We start from the raw sequence: 21,541 nt of genomic DNA on the forward strand, positions 1-21,541 counted from the left end.
GATCGCGCCCGCGCGAACTGGCCGTCGGTTACGCCCGCGCCGCGGCCAACGCCCAAAGCCCCGTTCTGGAGCCCTCGCGGCCCCGGCAGATGGGCGATCCGGTCGACGGCGAACGCTTCCTCAGCATCTTCGACGGGCGTCGCAACGGGCTGGAAACTCTGGCGGAAGCCTTCGCGGCCCTGAAGCTGCCAGGGCGCGTTGGCCAACGCACGCACTTGCTGATCCGCCAGGACGTGTTCGCCGCCTCGGACGCGACTGCCATCAGCAAGGTCGCCGCGACGGTGCGCGGTCAGGTTCGGATCGGCGGCCTCGCGGCCACAGAGGAGGGGGGCGATGCGGAGGTTTATGTCGCCCAGGGGGAAATTGGCTCGCCGGCCTGGAGGGTGTTTCTGAGCCGAACGGGCGTGGCCTCCAAACTCTAGCCACTGCCCAAGGTCACGTTTCTGGAGAGGCGCCAACGTCATCAATTGATGCTGTGGACGGCTCTCCACCCCACCGGCAGCCTTGGCTTCCGGTTTGAGCTGGATGAGAAATGGGGGTCACGTCAGGGGCTCGTCAAGCCGGGTAATCTGGTTGGCCAGTGTGAAGTCGGCGCCAGCGGCTTTGGACTATTCGCGAACGAGCCATCCGAGCATCTCGACGATGTCGAGATCGGGCCAATAACGGTCCATGAGGTAGACACCGTTCGCCTCGGAAACCAGCAGGCCAGCGCTGCAGAGCTTGATGAGCTTGCGGCGAACCGTCTCACGAGGAATGCCGGTCATGTTCGCGATCGTTGATGCGTTGAGGCGTGCCGAGAAGGTCTCGACTCGAAACAGCCCTTGCGCGCCGAGATCGCGACAAGACTCCGCTAGACCCGCGAGCTTGAATGCGAAAAGGATTTGCTGGCTATCGCTATCAATACCCCACTGGCGTCGCGCCTTAGCGAAGTGGGAGAAAAGTTTGGATGCGATTTGGAGGCGAACTCCAACATGGTCCAAACGCCTGTGGGCAAGCGCGCGATCGAAACGCCGCTCAGAGATCTGAGCCACTGGCATGCTTCCCCTGATTTCGACGGCGCATGCTGTATGCATCGCGTCTAGCCCCGGAGAAGTCGTACTGACGTAACGTCGTTTTCACAATCGGCTTAGATTTTTCAGGCGCCCACTTTGGGGACGCTGTCGCAGGGCGGCATGGTCTGCAATTTCAGATTGTAAAAAGCAATATTAAAGTTGAATCTTTTGGCATTATGTTCTTTATTTTATTGAAAGCAGTTGATGATTCTTGCTCCTAGGAAGTAATTTTATCTCTGGAGCATGGTATCAAGCGGCGTCGATTTGTCGGAATAATTCGCCCCGTGCGCCAGCGACCAGGCCTAGTCGCGTCTGTCTTGCGGGGTATCGCGAGGCTGCAAAAGGCGGATGAGATAGATCAGTCCGCCGCTAACGCCTCCGCCGAGCAACAGGCCCGCCACAACCTCCCAAAGATTGGCGTGGAGGGCCACGCCTAGCGCAAGGCACGCGGCGGTGACGATGAGTAGCAGCACCGGAAAGGAAATGCGCATAGCTGGCTATCCATTGACAATGGTTGCGAGGTCTCGAGCTTGCCCCATGCTAGTCTCCACCCGCAATTTGGAGCCTGATAAACCATAATACCGACGAGCAACTATGAAAATCTTGCGGGCGGAAAGGTAAGCTCTTTTCCGAGATAGAATTCTTAGCTTCGCCGGGAAACTCTAGCTGCTTGGACCTTGTCGCCCAATTTGGGCAGAGGCGTCGTTGACCTTAAAAATCTGTAAATGCTACCAGTTTAGGGTCTGGTACGGATCGGTACCTTGGAGGGCGAATTATGCAGACCTTTAGCCAAACCATTCTTGAGCTGCTGCGCGACGAAACCGGCACCGTTGGCCTGGAATATGGCACGACCGCCGGCGCGGCCGCTGGTGGCGTCTCTGGCGCTGTGGGCCAAATCTCGGACGCCGTGGCCAGCGCTTCGGACTCTGTCTCGGCGGTCCTGACTTCCGAGTAACTCGCCACTAGCTAAGTTCTTGCTTAGGCTGGCGATTTTTCTCGCTTAAGTCGCCAGTAGGGGGAGGCGCTTCTTGCCCCTACTGGTTCGACTGCTTGTAGGGCGGCTGCTGGTCGCGGATCCTACTTTCGCGGATTGTCGAGCGGGGCTCTCTTGGGGATCGCTCGACGACGAGGCTTTTTGGGTGTGCTACTCGGATGCAACCAGGCCCGTTTAGCCACTTTTCAGACCTGGCGCCGATTATTTTGATCTTGGTAAATGCTACGGCTGTGCTCGCCGGCGCGCTTACTGATCTGTTCTATCGGAAGATTCCAAACGTACATGTCGCGATTGTCGCAGTCTGCGCCGTGACTTACGTCGCGCTTTTTCAGCGCGATCAGTTGCTACTTCATCTCCTTAACTTCTTTTATGTTGCTGGAGTGGGGGTTATTCTTTTTCGGAAGAAGGTCCTCGGGGGAGGCGACGTGAAGTTCATAGCGGCGTTGGCGCTGTGGTTCCTGCCGCAGCAACTCGGCGCCTTTATCATGACAGTGCTGATTTGCGGGGGCGTGCTGGGCTCTATCTATCTGGCGTTTTGTCTGCTGCACCTGCTTTGTAAGAAGCATCTCCCCTGGCTCAGAGTTCCCGAGGTCAAGGCCAATGCTGGCATGCCTTACGGCGTCGCCACCGCGGTCGGATTTGCTCTTGTCTCGCTGAGGTTCATGTAATGGCGCTTCGTCCGCAGTCTCGCCCCGACGTGCGCGCCGCGCGGCCCAAGTCGACGCTCTCGCCGGCGATGTCGGTCGTCGGCAACATCGCGATGTTCATCATCGCCGCCGTTATTTGCTTTGGACTCATGCGGGGCTTTCGCGGCTTGGTCGCCAACGCCGGCGAGCCCGCTGGCTACATGCTGGTGACCAGCCGCCCGGTGCAGGCCGGAGAACAGCTTTCAAGCGACAACGCCGAGTGGAAGGCGATCAAAGGGAAAAAGCCTACGGGCTTTGTCATAGCGTCTGACAAGCGCACCCCTATAGACGGCTATGTCTCGATGATCCGTTTGGCGTCTAACAAGCCGGTCAAGTTGAGCCTTGTCGCGAAGGAGCAAGTCTCGGCGGTTCGCGCGACCGGTAGCCTGACGGGCTTTGTGCTTTCGCAGGAGGACCTCGCCGCGCTCGCGCCGTTTCTGAAGGCCGGCGATCGCGTTGACATCATCGCAATTCGCGGCGCGGGCAAGACCAGCGCTGAGGTGGGCGCGGATCTCTCCGTCGCCACCGTGGTCTCTTCAGCCGAGGTCACCGGCTTGATCAAACCCATGTCTGTCGGGCGCGCCGCTCGCCAGGGCGCCGCCGTGATCGCGGTCAGTTCCGAGCAGGCGCGCATGCTCGGTTTGCTGCGACAGGTGGCTAAGCTCGAGGTGGTGCTATCGCCTTCCCGCCCCCGCGAAAGCCAAGGCGTCGTCTTTCCGTTTATTCCCTGGGAAAGCGCCGGCGAGCTGGGCTTGACGTCGAACGCTGCGGAGGGCGCGGACGCCAGGGTCGACGTCGCGTCGCAGGGCGGGACGCAGCTTGGGCCGGTCGTTCCGTTAAAGCCGCAATATACTGTCGCCGTGATCACGCCGTCCGGAACCACTCAGGCCAACGTACCGAACTGACGATGTGTGTCGGAGTACCGTCGTGACCATTCTGAAATTCGTTGTCGCGCACTGCCAGCAGGCCATTGCGCGCGGCCTGGGAGTGACTTTGGCGGCGGCGCTGCTGCTGTCGCCGGTCGCCGCGGCGGCCCAAACGCAGCCTGCCCAGCCCCAACCCGCTAAGACGGTCATCACATTGTCTGTGGGAGGGGCGCAAACGCTGAAGTCGGATCGCCCTTTCGACAAACTGGTCAATCCCAATCCTACGGTCGCAACAATCGAAATTCCGGATCGCAGGACCCTTGTGCTGTTCGGCGCCCAGGAGGGCGTTACCGAGCTGAGTCTGATGGACGCCAAGGGCGTGGAGTTTCAGCGTTTTCAGGTCGTGGTGGAGCAGAACGTCGATAGCCTGCAACGCCTCCTGGTCGAGGTGGTGGGGGAACCGGCCATCAAGGTCCGTCGTGTAGGCTCGTCGATCGTTCTGACGGGCGAGGTTGACAACCCCGGTCGGGTGGCTCTCGCCGGCGATATCGCTCGCAAAGCCTCCGGCGTTGGCGACGGCGTTGTCAACCTGCTGCAGAGTATTGGCCAAGATCAGGTCACGCTTTCGGTCAAGGTGCTCGAGGTTAAGAAGAGCGAGATCAAATCGCTTGGTTTGAAGTGGGCGGCGCGGAACGCTCGCACCGGCATTGGGGCTAACCAGATCGGCAACATCTTCAATAGCGGCACCATCCTGCGGCCGACGGACCAGTTCTCGTTCGCGGCCGCCAGCACCTGGCGCGCCGGATCGGGCGTGATCGACGCCTTTGTCGATTTCCTGCGCACCGAAGGTCAGGCCAAGCTTCTCGCGGCTCCGACCATTGTGGCGACCAGCGGGAAACCGTCGAAATTCTTGTCGGGCGGCGAGTTTCCAGTCCCGATGCCCTACAATAACTTCCTGGGCAACCAGACTACCGCCGATGGTCGCGCATCGACTTTCGTTGGTCTGGATTACAGGCCCTTTGGCGTGTCATTGACCTCGACGGCGACGATTACAGCCGACGGCCGGATCGATCTTCTGGTGGCCCCGGAAGTCAGCTCAATCGACTACGGCAATTCCATCGACTACGGGGGCAATCGTGTGCCCGCCATGGCGACACGCCGGGCTGAGACCAGTCTGCGTATTGCGTCGGGCGATAGCGTCGTGTTTGCGGGCCTGACGTCGCGGGCTAGCGACAGCCAAAAGAACCGCTTGCCGGGCAAGATGAAGTTCCTGGATTTTCTTGCGGGATCATCCAGCGAGAGTGAGGCCGAGACCGAGCTACTGATAATCGTTACGCCGGTGATCGGCGGACCGGTGGCCTCGGGCCAGGCCGCGAAGGGCGCCGAAGGTGGCTCAAATGAGCCGCACTGAGACCTCGGCCTATCCGACGGAAGCGACTGAGGACGATCCCTATTGGCGTCTGATCGACGCTGCGCTTGAGATGGGCGATGGGGAAACTGCGGCGCTTCCGGAGGAAGCCGAGATGCGCGCGCGAATGGCGACGCTGGTGGCCGACGGGCTGGTGCCGGCCTGGATGGCCGAGGAGATCCCCAGCTGCGCGGATGAGATCTACCGCTACGGGCCTCTGACGCCTCTGATGATGGCGGGCGACATCACCGATATCGTGGTGAACGGTCCCGACGAGATCCTTGTTGATCGAGGCCAGGGTCTATTGCCCGAGCCTGTTCGGTTTCGGAGCGCCGATCATCTGTACGCCTTCGCCGCCCGACGTCTGGGACGGGCAGGGAGAACGGTCAATCGGGCTAGTCCCCTGGCCGAAGTCGACATGGAGGACGGCTCGCGCCTGCACGTGGTCGCGCCGCCGATCTCCACCGGGGCCGTCCAGCTGTCAATTCGCAAGTTCCGCGCCAGCATGCGGCTCGAAACCATTGTCGAAAGTGGAATGATCTCGGCCCAGGACGCCCAGTTCCTGCGTGAGGCGGTAGGCTCCCGAAAGAACATCATCGTCGCCGGGGGCCAGGGGCGGGTAAGACAACCCTCATGGGCGCCTTGTTGGACGAGGTCGATCCTCGTCAGCGCATAGTCGGGATCGAGGACGTCCCGGAGCTGCGGCCTGCGCGCGCTCAGTACGTTCGTCTGCTAACGCGCCCAGCCAACGGTCCCTTCATGGCTGAGACAACCGTCAGGGATCTGGTGCGGGAAGCGTTGCGGATGCGGCCAGACCGCCTCATCGTCGGCGAGGTGCGTGGAACCGAGGCTTTGGACATGGTCACTGCGATGTCTACCGGGATGGCCGGGTCGATGACCACGCTTCACGCCAACAGCGCCGCAAGCGCCCTGGATCGACTAGAGGTTCTGCTGCACATGGCGAGTGGCTCTGCGCGATCCGTCGAGCTGGGCCGTCGGGCAGTGGATCTGGTGATCTTCATTCGTCGCCAGGATGACGGTCGTCGGGTCGTCGAGTCCATCGAGCGGCTCGGCTAGTCGAAGCCATGATGCGCCGGGAAACCCAGTTGATTGGGCTCGCCGTTGTAGGTGCAGCGACACTTGTGGCGGCGCTTGTGTTCGGCAACCTGATCCTCTCCCTGCCACTCGGCTTGGGAGTCGGCGCTCTGACCCTGCAGGCGCTGGCGGCGCAGCGCACCCGCGCCAGTGACGCTGATCGCGACGAGACCCTGCTGCTGCTTCAAGCCGCGACGCCCAAGCTGCGAGCGGGTGTGCCTATCGACGCTGCGTTTCTGATGGCGGCCGAGGAGGCGCCGACTTCGGTCGCGAAGATCGTTCGGCGCTACTGCCAAAGGTCAGGATACGTACCGCCGGGCTCCGCCGAGGTTATGGCCCGCGAAGCCGGCCCCCTGACCCAGGCTATCATCGCGATGATCCGGTCGTGCAGAGAGAATGGTGGCGATGTCGCCACCCCGTTCGTCAACTTGGCTGAGATGATCGAAACCGACCAGAAGTTGCGCCGTCGCCAGGACACCGCGACCTTGCATGTGCGCGCCCAGGCCAACGGGCTGACCGTGATTGCCGCGCTGGTGGTGCTATCAATCATCTTCGGCTCCGGCAGCAGCGTAGACTACTTCCGTGAGACTGCCGACGGACGGCTTGTCATGCTGGGCAGCCTGACCGCGATGGTCTGGGGCTACGTGATCCTGTCGGCGCTGAACGCAAGGATCGGTCATGCCTAAGCGGCCGTCGATCACCGCCCTGCTGTCATTGGAGCCGCCGCCCCTGTCGCCGGACATTCTCGCGGCGATCTTCTCGTCGGCGTGCGCGTCAGGCCTGACAGCCGAACAAGCCATCGGCGTCATGGCTGAGGTTGCTGACATTATGGATCCCCATCTGGCCTACGAGATCCAGGACACCCATCGTCGACTCAGCCTGTCGACCAATCGCGACAAGACCTACGCCCGTCTGATCGAAACCCGCGAGAGCGACCTGATCGTGCGTTTGCTGACGATGCTGCGCACGGCGGAGAAATCGGGCGAAGAGATCATTGTCCGATCCCGCAAACTCTTCGAGGCGATGTCGCAGGAACGCGAAAATCGTGTCGCCCAGAGAGTCGAGACATATCCACTGATCATGGTGGTCGTGGTGGTGCTGTTTTTCCTTCCCGCCCTTGTAATTCTATTGGCCGCGCCTGTTTACATCTCTGTTCTAGAGATTTTGCGGAGCTTCTAGGGCAACTGGACCAAGGTCGATGTGGGCCAGCTGGACGAAGATTCAGTTTTCGCTCGCCCAATGTGGGCACATACCCAGGTTCCGCAGCCTGCCAGCAGTGTTAAGAAATCGTAGACGTCCGCGCTCGATCGAGTTGGCGGCGAGAGGGATTTGAGGGGCGAGCTAATGAAAGTTACGAAATCGATCATCCTGAGTGCCGTCGCGGCTCTTATCGTGGCCGCTGGCCCGGAAGTGAGCGCGCCCCTCATCGGCGTCGATAACGCGGCTGAAGCTGCGGTGCCCGCCAAGGGTTGTAAGGCGGGTTTCGTCCCGATCACGAAGTCGCGCACGCTCAAGAAGGGCGGGAAGACGATTACGTCTACGCGCTGCTACAAGAAGGGCACGCAGCCAGCGCTGAGCTGCAAGGCGCCTAAGGTAAAGGCGAACAAACTCGTTAAGCAAAAAGGTGCGATGGTCGCGATTGGCGTCTGTAAGAAGGCGCCGCCGGTCAAGAAAGCCAAGACCTGCAAGGCCGGTACGGTTGCTAAGACCAAGTCAGTCCGTATCACGAAGGGCGGCGCTCCCGCCACGAAGACCGTGGTTAACTGCGTGGCGGTCAAGAAGTAGGCTAGCGGATAACGGCGCATACCTCGTAGGCTAGGTGTGCGCCGGTTCGCTGCATGATAAGTGCTGAGGGTTTTATGAGGTTTTCCGATTTTCGAGCTTGGATACGAGACGAAAACGGGACTGCCTCGATTGAGTTCTCTATTGTCTTGGGTGTTCTCGTTGCAGCGTTTCTTGCCGCTGGAATGGTAATTGGGCCGGCAGTCCACAATTATGCGACTCGCCTGAAAACCATCACATTGGAAGCGCGCGCGGTGCTCGACGAGCTCAAGGCGGCAACGCCCCCCGCGACTGCGCCCTAGTTTTCAGATGCTCGGCGCCAGCTGTTTCCTGATCTGTTTACTCGCCCTGCTCGTCGGGATGGAGATCCGATCGCCTGGAACCGTTCATGCGGTCGTCGAAACTGCAACGCTGGTTTGGATGACCGCTAGCCAGCACGTCCCGCACGACATCTGCACTGGTCTTTCGGATCTGGGGCGTCCGATCGCCGCCTGTGCGGGCCTATAGGCTTTAAAACCGGGGCGGCCTCAACCCACCGTCGCCAGTGCACGCTCGAGCGCGGCCTTCTGCGTTTCACGAAGCACCTCAAAAGCCCAAAAGATCATTCCGGACAACGCTCCGCCCGCCGCGCAGTATTCTAGCGTGGCTGAGCCGCTTTCGTCATTTGCTAGATCTGAAAGCGTCAATCGAATGCTTCTAATATATCCTGTTATATATGAAATCATGGCGCGCCTCCTGAATTGACGCGTCATTCTGATATGGAGCGCTTTAAGCTCGTTCAAACATTCTTGGTTTAGCAAGTTTAACTGTGTTTAGTTGGTTTGGATTAAGATGACTCGGGCCCCTCAATGTGCCGTGCCCCCCCGAAACTCCTCCAGAAAAAACTAGTGTCCGCCCCGACCAGAGGACGGACAGATGAAGCGATCGTACCATCCGGTGAACACCCCAGCTGACTGAACTCGTGCCCGACGACCGCGAGACGCTGTGGCTCGCCTGAAGGGGAGAGGCCCGATCGGGCTAGAGCCTACAGGCTCGCTTGTAGGTGAGATTGCACCTACGCTCTCGGGATGCGCGCTGAGAGCTAGCCACCTCACACGGCCCAATGTCGCCTTCCTGGAGCTGGCACGAGGGCAGCTCATGGCGCGACCGCGCCGCAGATGTGGACATCAATGACGACAGGGCAGGGTGGAAAGAGACTTGGTCCGCTAGGAGCACTTCGCCCTTCACGGAACAACTCCGTCTTGCCCATTGAGCCCGTGCGAATTCATCAAATAGATATCGGCACGCTGTGACCAGGGGGTGACCGACTTGGCGGCGATGTTGGGGCTGATGTTCGCGGCAGCTGGCGTGGCGAGTCTGAGCGAATGGGCCAAGTTTGGGGAGCAGCGTACCGGCGCGCGGCGAACTGAGGGCGGTGGACCATTGTGGCCTGCTGGGCGACGGCCTCAATGACCGGATCTCGTGGACCGCCTGGGCGCTCTCTGCTCTTAAAGCCCGACAAACCCGTTCTTTGGGGCGGCCCTTCGTGCATCATATATAAGACGTTAGACCACATAATGTCTCACTAATAAGACGTTTCTTGATATCAAGGCCCGACCGAGGTATAATGTCTCATAAGTGATACCATAAGCCTTAATTCGTCTCATTAGTGGGGCTTAACTATGCCAAAGCCTGCCGACCGCGCCTATTCGAGAAGCGCCCTTGAGGGGATCGCGCTGCTAGGCCAGCTCATCCGGATTGGCCGCATTGAACGCAAGCTCACAGCTCAGGATCTGGCTGCCCGCGCGGGCATTTCGCGCGCGCTCCTCTATCGCATCGAACAGGGCGACCCGGCCTGTTCGATTGGGGCTGTCTTTGAAGCGGCGACGATCGTCGGCGTGCCGCTGTTTGATCCGCATCAGGAGAGCGGCCGCACGCTGCGCGATCTGCGGAACGTCTTAGCCCACGACACAGCGCGCCGGCTGACACTTCTGCCAAAGAAGGTTCGGACAAGCGCGAAGGTGGTCAAAGATGACTTCTAGCGCGCGCCTCGACGAAGCCTATGTGTGGATTTGGCTGCCCGGCGAGACCGCGCCTGTGGTTGCCGGCCTGCTGTCGCGTGACGGCGAAGATCTCGTCTTCAATTACGGCCGTTCTTATCTCGAACGCGACAACCGCATCGCGATCTACGAGCCGGAGCTTCCCCTCATTACCGGCATCCAGCGCCCCGCTCCGGGATTGCAGCTTCCGAGCTGCATTCGCGATGCGGCGCCTGACGCTTGGGGCCGCCGGGTCATCATCAACCGACGCTTCGGGGCGAAACGCGACGACATCGACATCAACCAGCTCGACGAGCTGACCTATTTGCTGGAGTCTGGATCAGACCGCATTGGGGCTTTGGATTTTCAAGCGTCGCCAACCCAGTATGTCGCGCGCGAACCGAGCGAGGCTTCGCTTGAGGAGCTGATCGCGGCGGCGGATCGCGTTCAGCGCGGCGTGCCCCTCACACCCGGGCTCGAGCGCGCGCTCTTCCACGGCAGCTCGATTGGCGGTGCGCGTCCCAAAGCGCTCATCGTCGATGGCGATCAAAAGCACATCGCGAAATTCTCGGCGCAAAGCGACGTCTTCAACGTCGTCAAAGGTGAGTTCGTCGCGATGCGGCTCGCCGGTCGCGTCGGACTCAATGTTGCTCCGGTGCGCCTCGTCCAGGCCGCCGGCAGAGACGTTCTGCTCGTCGAGCGTTTCGATCGTCCGCGTGTAGACGGCGGCTGGGCGCGCAAGGCCATGGTGTCGGCCCTGACCATTTTCGGACTTGAAGAAATGATGGCGCGCTACGCGAGCTACGAAGAGCTCTGCACCAAGATCCGCCACGGCTTCACAGCGCCGGAGGCGACGCTACGCGAGCTCTATGCCCGCTTGGTATTCAACATCCTCGTCGGCAACACCGATGATCATGCCCGCAACCACGCAGCCTTCTGGGACGGCCGCATGCTTACGCTCACGCCCGCCTACGATATCTGCCCGCAGTCGCGCGCCGGGAATGAGGCCTCGCAGGCGATGCTAATTGTGGGCAATGAGCGGATGAGCCAACTGGCTGTGTGTCGCCGCGCGGCCGCCAATTTCCTCCTCACGCCTGCGCGGGCAGATGAGATCATCGAAGAGCAGCTACGCACCATTCGCGCCTCATGGAGCGAAGTCTGTGATGAGGCCGAGCTTGGTGAGGTCGATCGCAATCTGATGTGGAGGCGGCAGGTTCTGAACCCCTACGCACTCGAAGAATTGCCCAAAAATCTCCTGAACGCTGCGGAGTCCTGACGGCTCATTTGCTGGGCGGGGGCAATAGCCGCAAGAGAAGAGGACGCGAATCCACTCCTCGGTGACGTTGGCTGCGTTCGCTTCGGGACGTCCAGCGCCACGGCGTCGCCCGTCCGGGTTCGAGGCGCTGACCGTTCCGTGGATAGCGCCCTGCATCAGAGCGCCGGGGAGCCCAGACCGCTCCAGGGCGAGCACTGACTTTTCAGGTCCAGGCTCTTAGGAGCGCAGGCGCACACCAGGATTGCCGTCCGCCTTTGATCCGTCAGGGCCGCGCCTGGTGATCAACAAGCGAAAGCGGGGCGCGTTGATGCTCCCGCTTCGTCAACACCATGCTGAGGACATCGCCACCCGCGCCGCAAAGGCGATCAGCGTCGGCCTTGAGGCTGTATGGTTCGAAGAGCTGGAGATCCCCGCCTCCGCCAAGCGTCGCGCCGCAGACTTCCGCAGCCGTGGGCGCTGCATCCGGCGACGCCGACGGCTCTCGCGGCGTTGAAGATCCAGTTGCTGAAGCCCTTCTCGCTACGCGGCTTGCCGTACTTGGTCGTCACCAAGACCAGGTGCTGGCTTTCCCGTGCCGCCAACGAGGTCGCGAGCGCCGGATGGATGGGGATCAACAGCGCCTCGTCGGTTTTCGACTGACGTCGTGAGATGTAGGTCGACCGAATTTGGCTGACCTCGGCGCGACCCTCGCCAAGTTAGTCCTTGGCGTTGATGCCGTTAGGACCGTCAGCGCGCTTTCTCGCGCATCCGTCAATCCATTTCTTGGGGCAATTATTTGCCCTTAGCTTGGGCAAAAGGGCCTCGTTAGGGCTGTTTCTGTGGCCATACCTGCGCCCGCTATCAGAAAAATTCCATTTTAAAACCCCATCGATTTGGTGGGAATTGGTGTGGTTTGATCCACTTGTGTCTGGAGTGTGGCGGGAGCCACGCCCTGTTTCGTCAGATGCAGGGCGGGGGCGGCTCACGCGTTGCGTTTATTGGAGGGGCTTTAATGACCATCAAACACCGCAAGCTCGTGCTTGCGACGACGGCGCTTTGCGCCGCAAGTTTCGCCGCCCAGGCCTGGGCCCAGGCCGCGCCGCCGGCGGAACCCACCGAGATCGAGGCCGTCGTTGTCGTCGGCTCGCAAATCAAGGGCGCGAAGGTCAATTCGGCCCTGCCGGTGACAGTGGTTGGCGAAGACCAGATCGGCGCTTCCGGCGCGGTGTCGGGCGATGAGCTCTTCCGGTCCATCCCGCAGATGGGCGACGTCAACTTCAACGCCCAGTATCTGCCGGGCAGCAGCAACAGCGCCCGGGGCGACGTCGGTTCGGTGAACTTGCGCAACCTGGGCATCGGCAACACCCTGGTGCTGCTGAACGGCCGCCGCGTGGTCACCCACCCGACCAGCCAGGCTAATGACAACCTCGTGCCGGTGCTGACCTACAACACCAGCGCCATCCCGGTGTCAGGGCTCAAACGTTTGGAAGTGCTGCGCGATGGCGCGGCCGCCATCTACGGCGCCGACGCCGTGGCCGGCGTGGTCAACACCGTGCTGCGCGACGATGTCGACGGCCTGACCGCCTCGGGCCAGTACGGCTTCGCCGAGGGGACGAACCTGAAGGAGTACAACTTCAACGCCTTTGGCGGGAAGAACTTCGCCGACGGCCGCGGCAACATCAGCGCCTTTGTCTCTTACGACCAGCGCACGCGCATGCGCTCGACGGACCAGGACTACACCGCTTCGTCAGACCGTCGCGGGCTGTTCGCCGGCACCCGCTTTGACGGTGTCGCCAGCCTGGACGGGCGCAGCACCACGACGCCGTGGGCCTATGTCCAGACGCCGCAGAGCTTCGGCACGGTGCGTCAGGGGACGACGGCGCTGACCAGCAGCGCCGGCTACTTCCACATCCAGCCTTCGACGTTCGCGGGCTGCCAACTGAATATCAGCGGCGGCTTGTGCATCGACGACGGCGCCCTGGCGACCTCCGCCGCCGATCGGGACCTGCGCTTCAACACGGCCGCGCTGGGCACGACGGTGATTCCGGAGCTCAAGCGCGCCAACGTCTTCCTGACGGGCCACTACGATATCTCCGAGGACCTGACCGTCTTCGGCGAGCTGGGCCTGTACCACGCCAAGACCAGCGCCCTGCAGGCGCCGATCGCCACGCTGTCCTCGGGCGTGATCAGCATCCCGGCCAGCAACTACTGGAACCCCTTCGGCCCGGTGACCTTCGCCAACGGGACGGCCAACCCCAACCGCCTGCCCAACCTGAACGTCCCGGCCAGCGGCTTGCCGCTGACCCTGCGCGGCTACACCTTCGCCGATCTGGGCCTGACCCATGTCGACGTCACCAACGATCAGTACCGGGTGCTGGGCGGCGTCCGCGGCCGGAAGTTCGGCTTCGATTGGGAATCGGCTCTGGTCTATTCGGAAGCCACCGCCGACGACATCAGCGACAACATCTCCAACACCAAGCTCTACGCCCAACTGGCCCTGTCCACGCCAGACGCCTACAACGTCTTCAACGGTTCGAACGTCGCCAACCCGAGCGGCGCCGACACCACCCGCAACAGCGAGGCGGCGATCGACGCCATCCGCGTCAAGATCAAGCGCCGCACGAAGAGCACGCTGGCCTCCTGGGACTTCAAGGTCTCCAAGCCCGATCTCTTCAGCCTGCCGGGCGGCGACGTCGGCGTGGCCTCGGGCGTCGAGGTGCGTCGCGAAACCCAGCTGGACGACCGCGACAAGCGCATCGACGGGACGATCACCTTCACCGACCCGATCAGCGGCGTGGTCCTGAGCGACCTGATCAACTCCAGCATGAACCCCGACACCAAGGGCCACCGTTCAGTGGCCTCGACCTATATCGAGTTCGCCGTTCCGCTGGTCTCGCCCGAGATGTCGATCCCTCTGGTCCACCGCCTGGATCTGCAACTGGCGGGTCGCTACGAGCACTACAGCGACTTCGGCAACACGGCGAAGCCCAAGATCGCCGGCGCCTGGGACCTAGTCGACGGCTTCCGCATCCGCGGCTCGTGGGCCAAGGGCTTCCGTGCGCCGAACCTCGAGCAGATCAACGCCACGGTCGTGTCGCGGTCGAACACCCGCACCGACTACGCCTTCTGCGAGGCCGACCTGCGGGCCAAGCGCATCACCTCGTTCGCGGGCTGCTCGCGCTCACTGCTGACCACGGCGCGCCGGGCGGGTAACCCCGACCTGGATCCCGAAGAGTCCGAAACCCTGTCGTACGGCGTGGTCCTGGAGCCGAAGTTCATTCCCTCCGAATATGGTCGCCTGACCTTCACCGTCGACTATTGGAAGGTGAAGCAGACGGGCCTGATCGGGGTGTTCGGCGAAGGCAACGCCCTGATCCTGGACTACCTGCTGCGGCAGTCGGGTTCGAGCAATCCCAACGTCATCCGCGCCGCGCCGACGGCCGACGACATCGCCGCCTTCGCCGGCACCGGCCTCACGGCCGCCGGCCAGGTCCTGTACGTCAACGACAAGTACACCAACCTGCAGCCGCAGGACATCGAGGGGCTGGATCTGGGCCTGATCTATCGCCTGAGCACCGATACGCTGGGCGACTTCGACTTCAACCTGAACGCCGCGCACCTGATCAAGTACTACCAGTCGCCGTCGCCGGGCATCGCCGAGCTGATGGCGGCGCGTTCGGCGGGCAAGATCAACGCCGGCACCACCATCAACGGCGGCGGCAACCTGCTCCGGCAAAACGGCAAGACCGATTGGAAGGTCTCCGCTGCGCTCACCTGGCGCTACAAGCAGCTGACCGTCGGCGGCTTCACCCAGTACATCGGCGACTACAACGACACCGCCCTGCTGGACTCGGCCGGCTCGCCGTGGGTGGTGGACTCGCAGATCACCGCCAACCTGTATGGCGAGTACGACTTCGCGAACGCCAACACCAAGCTGCGCTTGGGCGTCCGCAACATCACCGACAAGGATCCGCCGCTCAGCTCTGCGGGCTATGACGGAACGGTCTATCTGCCGTACGCCCGCTACTGGTACGTCTCGGTCAAGAAAACGTTCTAGAAACAAGGGGCGGATCGTGAAGTACGTGTTCAGCGCTTACCGTGCGCGCTGGCGGGTTTCGAGCGCGCTTGCCGCGCTCGCGCTCGCCGCCGCGCCGGCGACTTTCGCTCAAGCCGCTGGCGCTTCGGCGCCGGCGGCCGCCTCGCCCTCGAGCCTGCTGCCGGTCAAGACCGACGCGGCCAAGGGCGCGGTCGTCGTCACCCTGCCGGCGCCCGCCGCCGACGGGGTGTCGGGCCGCTTCCTCTATCAGCCCAGTCTCAGCGGCGGCCTCGGATCGACGCCGGTGGGCCTGGACCGGGCCGCGACGGGCGAGACCCAAGTGCTGATCTTCCGGCGCGTCGGCAAGAAGGTGCTGATCGCGTTCGAGAACTACGGCTTCCGCGCCGTCGGCGGAACGCCGGAGGAGGCTCGCACCGTCCAGGACAGCTTCCCGGCCTCGGTGGTCTGGACGGGCGATGTGATCGCCGAGACCCCGGACGGCGGCGTCACGGTCGATATCGCCTCGTTCCTGCTGCGCGACGCCTTCGACATCACTGCAGGCCTCAAGCGCGGCAAGCAGGGCGCCTATAAGTTGGCGCCGACGCTCAGCTACGTCGATCTGCCGGTCACGGGCGTCTTCCCCGACAACCTCGAATTCGAAACGCGGCAGACCTTCACCACCGACGAGCCGGGGCCCGAGGTCAACGGCATCGTTCCGGACGGACGTGCGGTGACGTTCGGCGTCCATCACAGTTTCATCCGCCTGCCGCCGCCGGGCTTCGTCCCCCGCCTCCAGGACCCTCGCACCGGCACCTCGGCGCAAGTCCTGTTCGCCGACTACGCCACGCCGCTGGATCAGCCGATCGTTCAGCGTCTGGCGCGCCGCTTCCGGCTGGAGAAGACGGATCCCCACGCGGCGCGCTCCCGCGTCAAGAAACCGATCGTCTACTACGTCGATCGCGGCGCGCCCGAGCCGATCCGCACCGCGCTGATCGAGGGCGGTCGCTGGTGGGCCAAGGCGTTCGAGGAAGCCGGCTACATCGACGCTTTCCGGGTCGAGGCGCTGCCCGAGGGCGTCGATCCGATGGACGCGCGCTACAACGTCGTGAACTGGATCCACCGCCAGACCCGCGGTTGGTCGACCGGCACCACGGTCGTCGACCCGCGTACCGGCGAAATCGTGCGTGGCGTCGTCCAGCTGGGCTCGCTGCGCGTTCGCCAGGACCGCTTGATCTTCGAAGGCTTGGTCGGGGCGGACAAGACGGGGAAGGGCGGTCCCGACGATCCGCTCAACGTGTCCCTGGCCCGCATCCGCCAGCTGTCGGTGCACGAGATCGGCCACACCCTGGGCCTAGCCCACAACTTCGCGGGCAGCACCTATGGACGCGCTTCGGTCATGGATTATCCGGCGCCGCTGGTGAAGATCGACGGCGACCGGCTGGACCTGTCAGAGGCTTACGCCAAGGGCGTGGGGGCCTGGGACCGCTTTGCGATCAACTGGCTATACTCGCAGGGGGCGCCAGGGTCGGACGAGGCTGCGCGCCTGGACCGCTTGGCGCGCGACGCTCAGGCCAAAGGTCTGCGATTCGTCACCGACGGGGATTCGCGGGGCGCCGCGTCCGGCCAGCCCTATGGCGCGCTGTGGGACAACGGTCCTGACGCGGTCGCGGAGCTGAATCATGTGCTGGCCGTGCGCAAGATCGCGCTCAGCCGGTTCGGCTTGGCGAACCTGCCCAAGGGCGCGCCGGCCGCAGACCTCAAGCGGGTCCTCGCGCCGATCTACCTGTTCCATCGGTACCAGGTCGAAGCCGCCGTAAAGCTGATCGGCGGTGTGGACTATGCGTACGCCGTTCGCGGCGATGGTCACGAAAGCGCATCGATCACAGCCGCCGCAGCGCAGCGCAAGGCGTTGGAAGCGTTGCTGCGGACCATCGATCCCGCCACGTTGGACCTACCCGATCCTCTGCTGAACCTTTTGTCGTCTGGCCAGTCGGGCGCGCGCGACAAGGCCTACGAGATCGAGATCTTCCCGACCTCGGGACCGTCGGTCTTCGACCTGGCGACCGCCGCCGAAATGGCCGCTGACCAGACCGTGTCGCTGCTGCTGAACCCGCAGCGGCTGAACCGGGTGGTCGAGCAGAACCGCCGTGATCCGAGTCAGCTGGGCGTAGGCGAGCTGGCCGAGCGCCTGCTGGCGAGCGTCGCGCCGAGCGGCGACGAAGGGCGGTTGAGCGACCTGCGTCGTCGCATCCGGGCCCGCGTCGTCGGCGACATGGTCGAGGCGCAGGGCGAAAAGGCGCTGTCGCCGACGGCGTCCGCCCAGCTCGACGCGGCGTTGCGCACCTTCGGAAGGACTCTGGCCGCCTATCAGGGCGGCGGGGCCGAGGGCGCCCAAGCCGCAGCGCTGTCGCGGGCCTTGCTCAGCGAGGATCTCGCCGCTCGGCAGGCCCTTGCCGCGCCCCGATCCGGGGCGGTCGAAACCCTACCACCCGGCATGCCGATCGGCGGGGAAGACTGTTGGTTCTGCGCTCCAAGCGCGGGTTTGTAATGCGTATCTCAGAAAGAAGGCGTCTCATGACCGCTTACTCCGTCCACCTCATCGAGGCCTGTTCCCGAGGCGCGCTGATCGTCGCCGCCGGCGTCCTGCTGCCGCTGGCCGCCGCCCAGGCCGCGACGCCCGCCGTGGCGATCGTCAACGCCCAGATCTTCGACGGTACGGGCGCGGCGCCCTACAAGGGGACGCTGGTGGTGAAGGACGGCCGCATCCTCGACGTCGGTCCCGCCGTGAAGGCTCCGAAAGGCGCTCAGGTGATCGACGCCAAGGGCGAGGCCCTGACTCCGGGCTTCTTCGACGTCCACACTCACTGGACGCCGGCCGGCGCCCCCAACATCACGCCCAAGATCGCCGACGCCTACGTCGCCGCCGGCGTCACGACGATCAACGACTTCCACCAGCAGCCGGAGTCCTTCGCGCCGCGTCGCCAGTGGCTGTCGACCCTGACCGCGCCGCACGTCAACTTTGTCGCCCGTGTCAGCACGCCGGGCGGCCACGGCGCCGACTGGGCCGACGAGGCCACCACCCGCTGGGTCAACACCCCCGAGGCGGCCAAGGCCGCGATCGAGGGTCTAGCCCCCTACAAGCCCGACGCCATCAAGGCCTTCACCGACGGTTGGCGCTACGGCTCCTCGCCGGACAACACCAGCATGGATGGCTGGACGCTGAAGGCCCTCACCGACGCGGCCCACCAGCAGAACCTGAAGGTGCTATCGCACACCGTCACGGTGGAGCGCGGCGCGGTGGCGGCCGAAAGCGGCGTCGACATCATCGCCCACAGCCTGCAGGACCAGCCGCTCGACGCCGGGACGGTCGCAAAGTTGAAGGCCAACGGCACTTACTACGCCCCGACCCTGGCGGTGTACGAGCCGGTGAAGCCGGGCCAGAAGCCGCCGGCCGACGCTGACAGCCCTCGCGCCCAGCAGGCGGCCCGCAAGTTCGGCTACGCCCTGGCCAACGTGAAGACTCTGAAGGACGCTGGCGTGCCGATCGCCCTTGGCACCGACGCCGGCATGCCCGGCACAGTGCACGGCTTCTCGACGCTGCATGAGATGGAACTGCTGGTCCAGGCCGGCCTGACCCCGTCCGAGGCCTTGATCGCCGGCACAGCCACCAGCGCCAAGGCCATGAACCTGCTGGCTGATCGCGGCACGCTGGAGAAGGGCAAACGCGCCGACTTCGTGCTGATCGCCGGTCAGCCGTGGGTCAACATCGCCGACGTCCGCAAGGTGGAGCGGGTGTTCATCGACGGCAAGGCGGTGTTCGGACCCGGCTCGACTCGCTCGCCCTTCAACGACAAGCCGACCCTGCCGGTCGCGAAGGCCAAGGGTCCGCTGGTCGACGACTTCGAGCGCGCCGATGGCCGCACCAGCCTGGACACGCTGCGTCTCAGCGACTTCGACGGCGGTCGCGACCGCAGCGTCGAAGTGCTGCAGACGGTCGACAAGGGCGACGGCGACCATGTGCTGAGCGTGGCGGCCAAGATGGCCCAGAAGCCAGAGCCCGATGCGGGCGTCCTGCTGCCGCTGAGCCGGGGTTCGGTCCAGCCGGTCGACGTCTCGGCCTTCAAGGGCCTGACCTTCGAGCTGCGCGGCGACGGCGGCCCGTACATCGTGACGATCAACACTGTCTCGGGCTCCTGGACCGCCAAGGTCACGGCCGACAAGAGCTGGGCCAAGGTCACCGTGCCGTTCGCCGACTTCAAACGCTCGGGGCGAGGCGAGGGGGCCTGGACCGGGACGGACCTTCTGGAAGTGGGAGTCTCGGGCTCGCGTCCGGCCGGCCGCAAGTTGTGGTTCGAGCTCGATGACGTGGTCTTCTACTAAGCCCGCGGACCGACGCTAGGGCCGAAGCCCCCGCCGTAAGGCGGGGGCTCTTGTCTTGGCGATCAGAGTCGGCGCTGGTCATTAGTCTGTTTATCGAGATGGTCGATCGTAATCGCCCACCTTCCATTAGATTTCCTCGATCGCGCTGACGCCGCCCGTTGGGTTGGCGGGAACCCGATAGGACTTGAGGACGAACCGCTCATAGTTTCGATCAAGAACGGTGGTGACGCCGATCAGATCGATCCGGGCGGAGTCGGGCCGCAGGGTGACCAGCCCGTAGCCCTTGGTCAGATGCTGGCAGAACCGGACCTCCGGGCAGGCCTTTGAAAAGGCCGGGCCCAGCTCGACGTCGCCCAGCATGTTGCCAAGACTGCTGCTAGTGATGGCGGTGACGCCGAGTTCCGCGGCTACGCGCCGACCTTGGGCGTCGTGGAGTTCATTGACCCAGAAGGCGTGGCTGTCGCCCGAGAGCACCAGTGGGCGGCTTCCCGTCTCGGCGAACATTCGGTCCATGCGAGCGCGAGCGGCGGGATAGGAATCCCAGCCGTCGAATTCGAACGGAACATCGCTCGGGAGAGTCGCCAACTGCTCCAGCCAAGGTCGCAGGATGGGCGTCACCTGAGCAAAGGCCCGCGCCCAGCCCTCTTTCCCCAGGAAGCGGGCGATGTCGGTGCCGGTCGTGTGCGCCATCACCACCTGATTGCCGATGACCTGCCAAGGCTTTCCAGCCTGCACCGACTGCTCCAGACGGTCGCGTAGCCAGGCCTCCTGCGCATGACCGTAGACGCTGCGTTCGGGACGGGACATGGAGCGACGGATGGAATCGGCGTCCATCCTGACGCCGTAGGGCGCCGCCACCGGGCGGCCCTGGCTGAACGCGGTCAATATCTTCCGCCGGAGCTCGGGATCGGAGACCACCACCGGCTGGTCCGGCACGGTCAGGTCCACCGCATTCCAGGTCACGTCATTAGGGTCGCGCAGATTGATCTGGCGGTCTCGGCCAAGGAATCGGTTTTCGACCATGATGAGGGTCGCCAGATCGCCTAGTTCAAAGGTGCGATTGATCGCGAGCAGTGATACGCCCGGTTCAGGTTCCCGAATGGGAATCCACTCATAGAAGGCGCGGACTGCGGCGTCGCGACGATCGCTCCAGACGCTTTCGTCAGGTTGATGATTCTGCGCCCCACCGCTCCAGGAATCATTGGCCGTTTCGTGGTCGTCCCAGACGCAGATCCAGGGCGCACGCGCATGAGCCGCCTGCAGATCGGCGTCCAGTTTGTAGCAGGCGTGCCGCTCGCGATAGTCGGCGAGGGTGCGCGCCTCGTTCGCGGGGGTGGGCGCCCGGCCGATTTTCGTTCCGATGCTCATGCCGAGTTGGTCGGGTCCGCCGCCGTATTCGTAGATATAGTCCCCCAGATGCAGAACGAGATCGACACGATCGAGGTTGGCGATGTCGCGGTAGGCGTTGAAGAATCCGGTCGAATAGAGCGAGCAGGACGCGACGGCGAGGACCATTTCCGACACCGCGCCGACCGGGAGGGTGCGCGTGACGCCGATGGGGGAGATCTGATCGCCGGCGCGGAAACGATAGCGGTACTCGGTGTTCGGCCGCAGCCCCGCTACATCGACCTTGACGGTGAAGTCTCGGGCGCTGGTCGTTGTCGCCGCGCCGCGCTGGACCACGTTCTTGAAGCCGATATCGGTTGCGACCTCCCACTCCACGGACACCGCCGCAGCGTCGGGCCGCAAGGGTGTGGCGCGGGTCCAGAGAATGACCCGATCCTGCAGGGGATCGCCGGAGGCGACGCCGTGCAGGAAGCGGGTGGGCTCTTTGGAGCGCGCGCTGGCTTTCGCCGCCGTCGCTGCATAGGCGGCCGCGCCCACAAGGCCGAGCGCCGCTCGTCGATCAAGTTTCATGTCTCTGGTTCCCTGGGAGGGCGGTGACCGTCGCGCGCGGCGCTCCGGTCAC

At 63.6% G+C, this 21,541-nt stretch carries 16 protein-coding genes and 1 pseudogene; 15 read left to right on the forward strand and 2 right to left on the reverse strand.

Features of this window, described 5'->3' with window-relative positions; genetic code table 11:
- Positions 1–89 precede the first annotated feature (89 nt).
- On the forward strand, positions 90–422 hold the full coding sequence (locus CSW63_RS05105) for a hypothetical protein (RefSeq protein WP_127846939.1): 333 nt from the start codon (positions 90–92) through the stop codon (positions 420–422).
- Between the two features lie 186 nt (positions 423–608).
- Here the strand turns inward: CSW63_RS05105 and CSW63_RS05110 are convergent, their stop codons facing one another.
- The gene (locus CSW63_RS05110; RefSeq protein ID WP_127846940.1) at positions 609–1,031 is read right to left on the reverse strand and encodes a hypothetical protein; all 423 of its coding nucleotides are present in this window, start codon (positions 1,029–1,031) and stop codon (positions 609–611) included.
- A 796-nt stretch (positions 1,032–1,827) separates the two neighbouring features.
- Here CSW63_RS05110 and CSW63_RS05115 point away from each other — a divergent pair.
- The 14 genes and pseudogenes from CSW63_RS05115 (at position 1,828) to CSW63_RS05185 (ending at position 19,572) form a co-directional block, all read left to right on the forward strand.
- Positions 1,828–2,007, forward strand: a complete 180-nt coding sequence (locus CSW63_RS05115) for a hypothetical protein (RefSeq protein ID WP_099502757.1) — start codon at positions 1,828–1,830, stop codon at positions 2,005–2,007.
- 197 nt (positions 2,008–2,204) lie between these two features.
- Positions 2,205–2,714 carry a prepilin peptidase gene (locus CSW63_RS05120; protein WP_099502755.1) on the forward strand — a complete coding sequence of 170 codons (510 nt, stop codon included), beginning with the start codon at positions 2,205–2,207 and terminating at the stop codon, positions 2,712–2,714.
- Between the two features lie 29 nt (positions 2,715–2,743).
- Positions 2,744–3,637, forward strand: coding sequence for a hypothetical protein (locus tag CSW63_RS05125; protein ID WP_127846941.1), 894 nt, complete (start codon positions 2,744–2,746; stop codon positions 3,635–3,637).
- Between the two features lie 22 nt (positions 3,638–3,659).
- Positions 3,660–5,009, forward strand: a complete 1,350-nt coding sequence (locus CSW63_RS05130) for a type II and III secretion system protein family protein (RefSeq protein ID WP_168193600.1) — start codon at positions 3,660–3,662, stop codon at positions 5,007–5,009.
- A 229-nt stretch (positions 5,010–5,238) separates the two neighbouring features.
- A pseudogene (locus tag CSW63_RS23660) lies at positions 5,239–6,083 on the forward strand (CpaF family protein).
- An 11-nt stretch (positions 6,084–6,094) separates the two neighbouring features.
- Positions 6,095–6,787 carry a type II secretion system F family protein gene (locus CSW63_RS05145; protein WP_210408500.1) on the forward strand — a complete coding sequence of 231 codons (693 nt, stop codon included), beginning with the start codon at positions 6,095–6,097 and terminating at the stop codon, positions 6,785–6,787.
- Complete coding sequence (locus tag CSW63_RS05150) at positions 6,780–7,280, forward strand: type II secretion system F family protein (protein ID WP_099502743.1); 501 nt, start codon at positions 6,780–6,782, stop codon at positions 7,278–7,280. The genes CSW63_RS05145 and CSW63_RS05150 overlap by 8 nt, the downstream gene beginning before the upstream one ends.
- A 165-nt stretch (positions 7,281–7,445) precedes the next feature.
- Complete coding sequence (locus tag CSW63_RS05155; protein ID WP_099502741.1) at positions 7,446–7,886, forward strand: hypothetical protein; 441 nt, start codon at positions 7,446–7,448, stop codon at positions 7,884–7,886.
- 1,658 nt (positions 7,887–9,544) lie between these two features.
- A complete protein-coding gene (locus tag CSW63_RS05160; protein ID WP_062097279.1) occupies positions 9,545–9,904 on the forward strand; it encodes a helix-turn-helix transcriptional regulator in 360 nt (119 codons plus the stop codon).
- Positions 9,894–11,177 (forward strand): type II toxin-antitoxin system HipA family toxin, encoded by a 1,284-nt coding sequence (locus CSW63_RS05165; RefSeq protein WP_062097282.1) that lies wholly within the window; start codon positions 9,894–9,896, stop codon positions 11,175–11,177. The genes CSW63_RS05160 and CSW63_RS05165 overlap by 11 nt, the downstream gene beginning before the upstream one ends.
- Before the next feature lie 307 nt (positions 11,178–11,484).
- Positions 11,485–11,670, forward strand: a complete 186-nt coding sequence (locus CSW63_RS23495) for a hypothetical protein (RefSeq protein WP_197425270.1) — start codon at positions 11,485–11,487, stop codon at positions 11,668–11,670.
- A 498-nt stretch (positions 11,671–12,168) separates the two neighbouring features.
- Positions 12,169–15,213: a TonB-dependent receptor domain-containing protein gene (locus CSW63_RS05175; RefSeq protein WP_062097285.1), complete on the forward strand. Its 3,045-nt coding sequence runs from the start codon at positions 12,169–12,171 to the stop codon at positions 15,211–15,213.
- A gap of 16 nt (positions 15,214–15,229) precedes the next feature.
- On the forward strand, positions 15,230–17,740 hold the full coding sequence (locus tag CSW63_RS05180; RefSeq protein ID WP_231737517.1) for a zinc-dependent metalloprotease: 2,511 nt from the start codon (positions 15,230–15,232) through the stop codon (positions 17,738–17,740).
- 26 nt (positions 17,741–17,766) lie between these two features.
- Positions 17,767–19,572: a CIA30 family protein gene (locus tag CSW63_RS05185; protein ID WP_062097287.1), complete on the forward strand. Its 1,806-nt coding sequence runs from the start codon at positions 17,767–17,769 to the stop codon at positions 19,570–19,572.
- A 126-nt stretch (positions 19,573–19,698) separates the two neighbouring features.
- Here the strand turns inward: CSW63_RS05185 and CSW63_RS05190 are convergent, their stop codons facing one another.
- A complete protein-coding gene (locus CSW63_RS05190; protein ID WP_099502739.1) occupies positions 19,699–21,489 on the reverse strand; it encodes an alkaline phosphatase in 1,791 nt (596 codons plus the stop codon).
- Positions 21,490–21,541 lie beyond the last annotated feature (52 nt).

Origin of the sequence: Caulobacter sp. FWC26 (assembly GCF_002742645.2) — a bacterium.
Taxonomy (GTDB): domain Bacteria; phylum Pseudomonadota; class Alphaproteobacteria; order Caulobacterales; family Caulobacteraceae; genus Caulobacter.

Bases quoted from the DNA above. Each gene is read 5' to 3' on its own strand.
- CSW63_RS05150 (WP_099502743.1), top strand. From the start codon at position 6,780: ATGCCTAAGCGGCCGTCGATCACCGCCCTGCTGTCATTGGAGCCGCCG.
- CSW63_RS05120 (WP_099502755.1), top strand. From the start codon at position 2,205: ATGCAACCAGGCCCGTTTAGCCACTTTTCAGACCTGGCGCCGATTATT.
- CSW63_RS05175 (WP_062097285.1), top strand. From the start codon at position 12,169: ATGACCATCAAACACCGCAAGCTCGTGCTTGCGACGACGGCGCTTTGC.
- CSW63_RS05185 (WP_062097287.1), top strand. From the start codon at position 17,767: ATGACCGCTTACTCCGTCCACCTCATCGAGGCCTGTTCCCGAGGCGCG.
- CSW63_RS23495 (WP_197425270.1), top strand. From the start codon at position 11,485: ATGCTCCCGCTTCGTCAACACCATGCTGAGGACATCGCCACCCGCGCC.
- CSW63_RS05165 (WP_062097282.1), top strand. From the start codon at position 9,894: ATGACTTCTAGCGCGCGCCTCGACGAAGCCTATGTGTGGATTTGGCTG.
- CSW63_RS05160 (WP_062097279.1), top strand. From the start codon at position 9,545: ATGCCAAAGCCTGCCGACCGCGCCTATTCGAGAAGCGCCCTTGAGGGG.
- CSW63_RS05115 (WP_099502757.1), top strand. From the start codon at position 1,828: ATGCAGACCTTTAGCCAAACCATTCTTGAGCTGCTGCGCGACGAAACC.
- CSW63_RS05145 (WP_210408500.1), top strand. From the start codon at position 6,095: ATGCGCCGGGAAACCCAGTTGATTGGGCTCGCCGTTGTAGGTGCAGCG.
- CSW63_RS05155 (WP_099502741.1), top strand. From the start codon at position 7,446: ATGAAAGTTACGAAATCGATCATCCTGAGTGCCGTCGCGGCTCTTATC.
- CSW63_RS05190 (WP_099502739.1), bottom strand. From the start codon at position 21,489: ATGAAACTTGATCGACGAGCGGCGCTCGGCCTTGTGGGCGCGGCCGCC.
- CSW63_RS05105 (WP_127846939.1), top strand. From the start codon at position 90: ATGGGCGATCCGGTCGACGGCGAACGCTTCCTCAGCATCTTCGACGGG.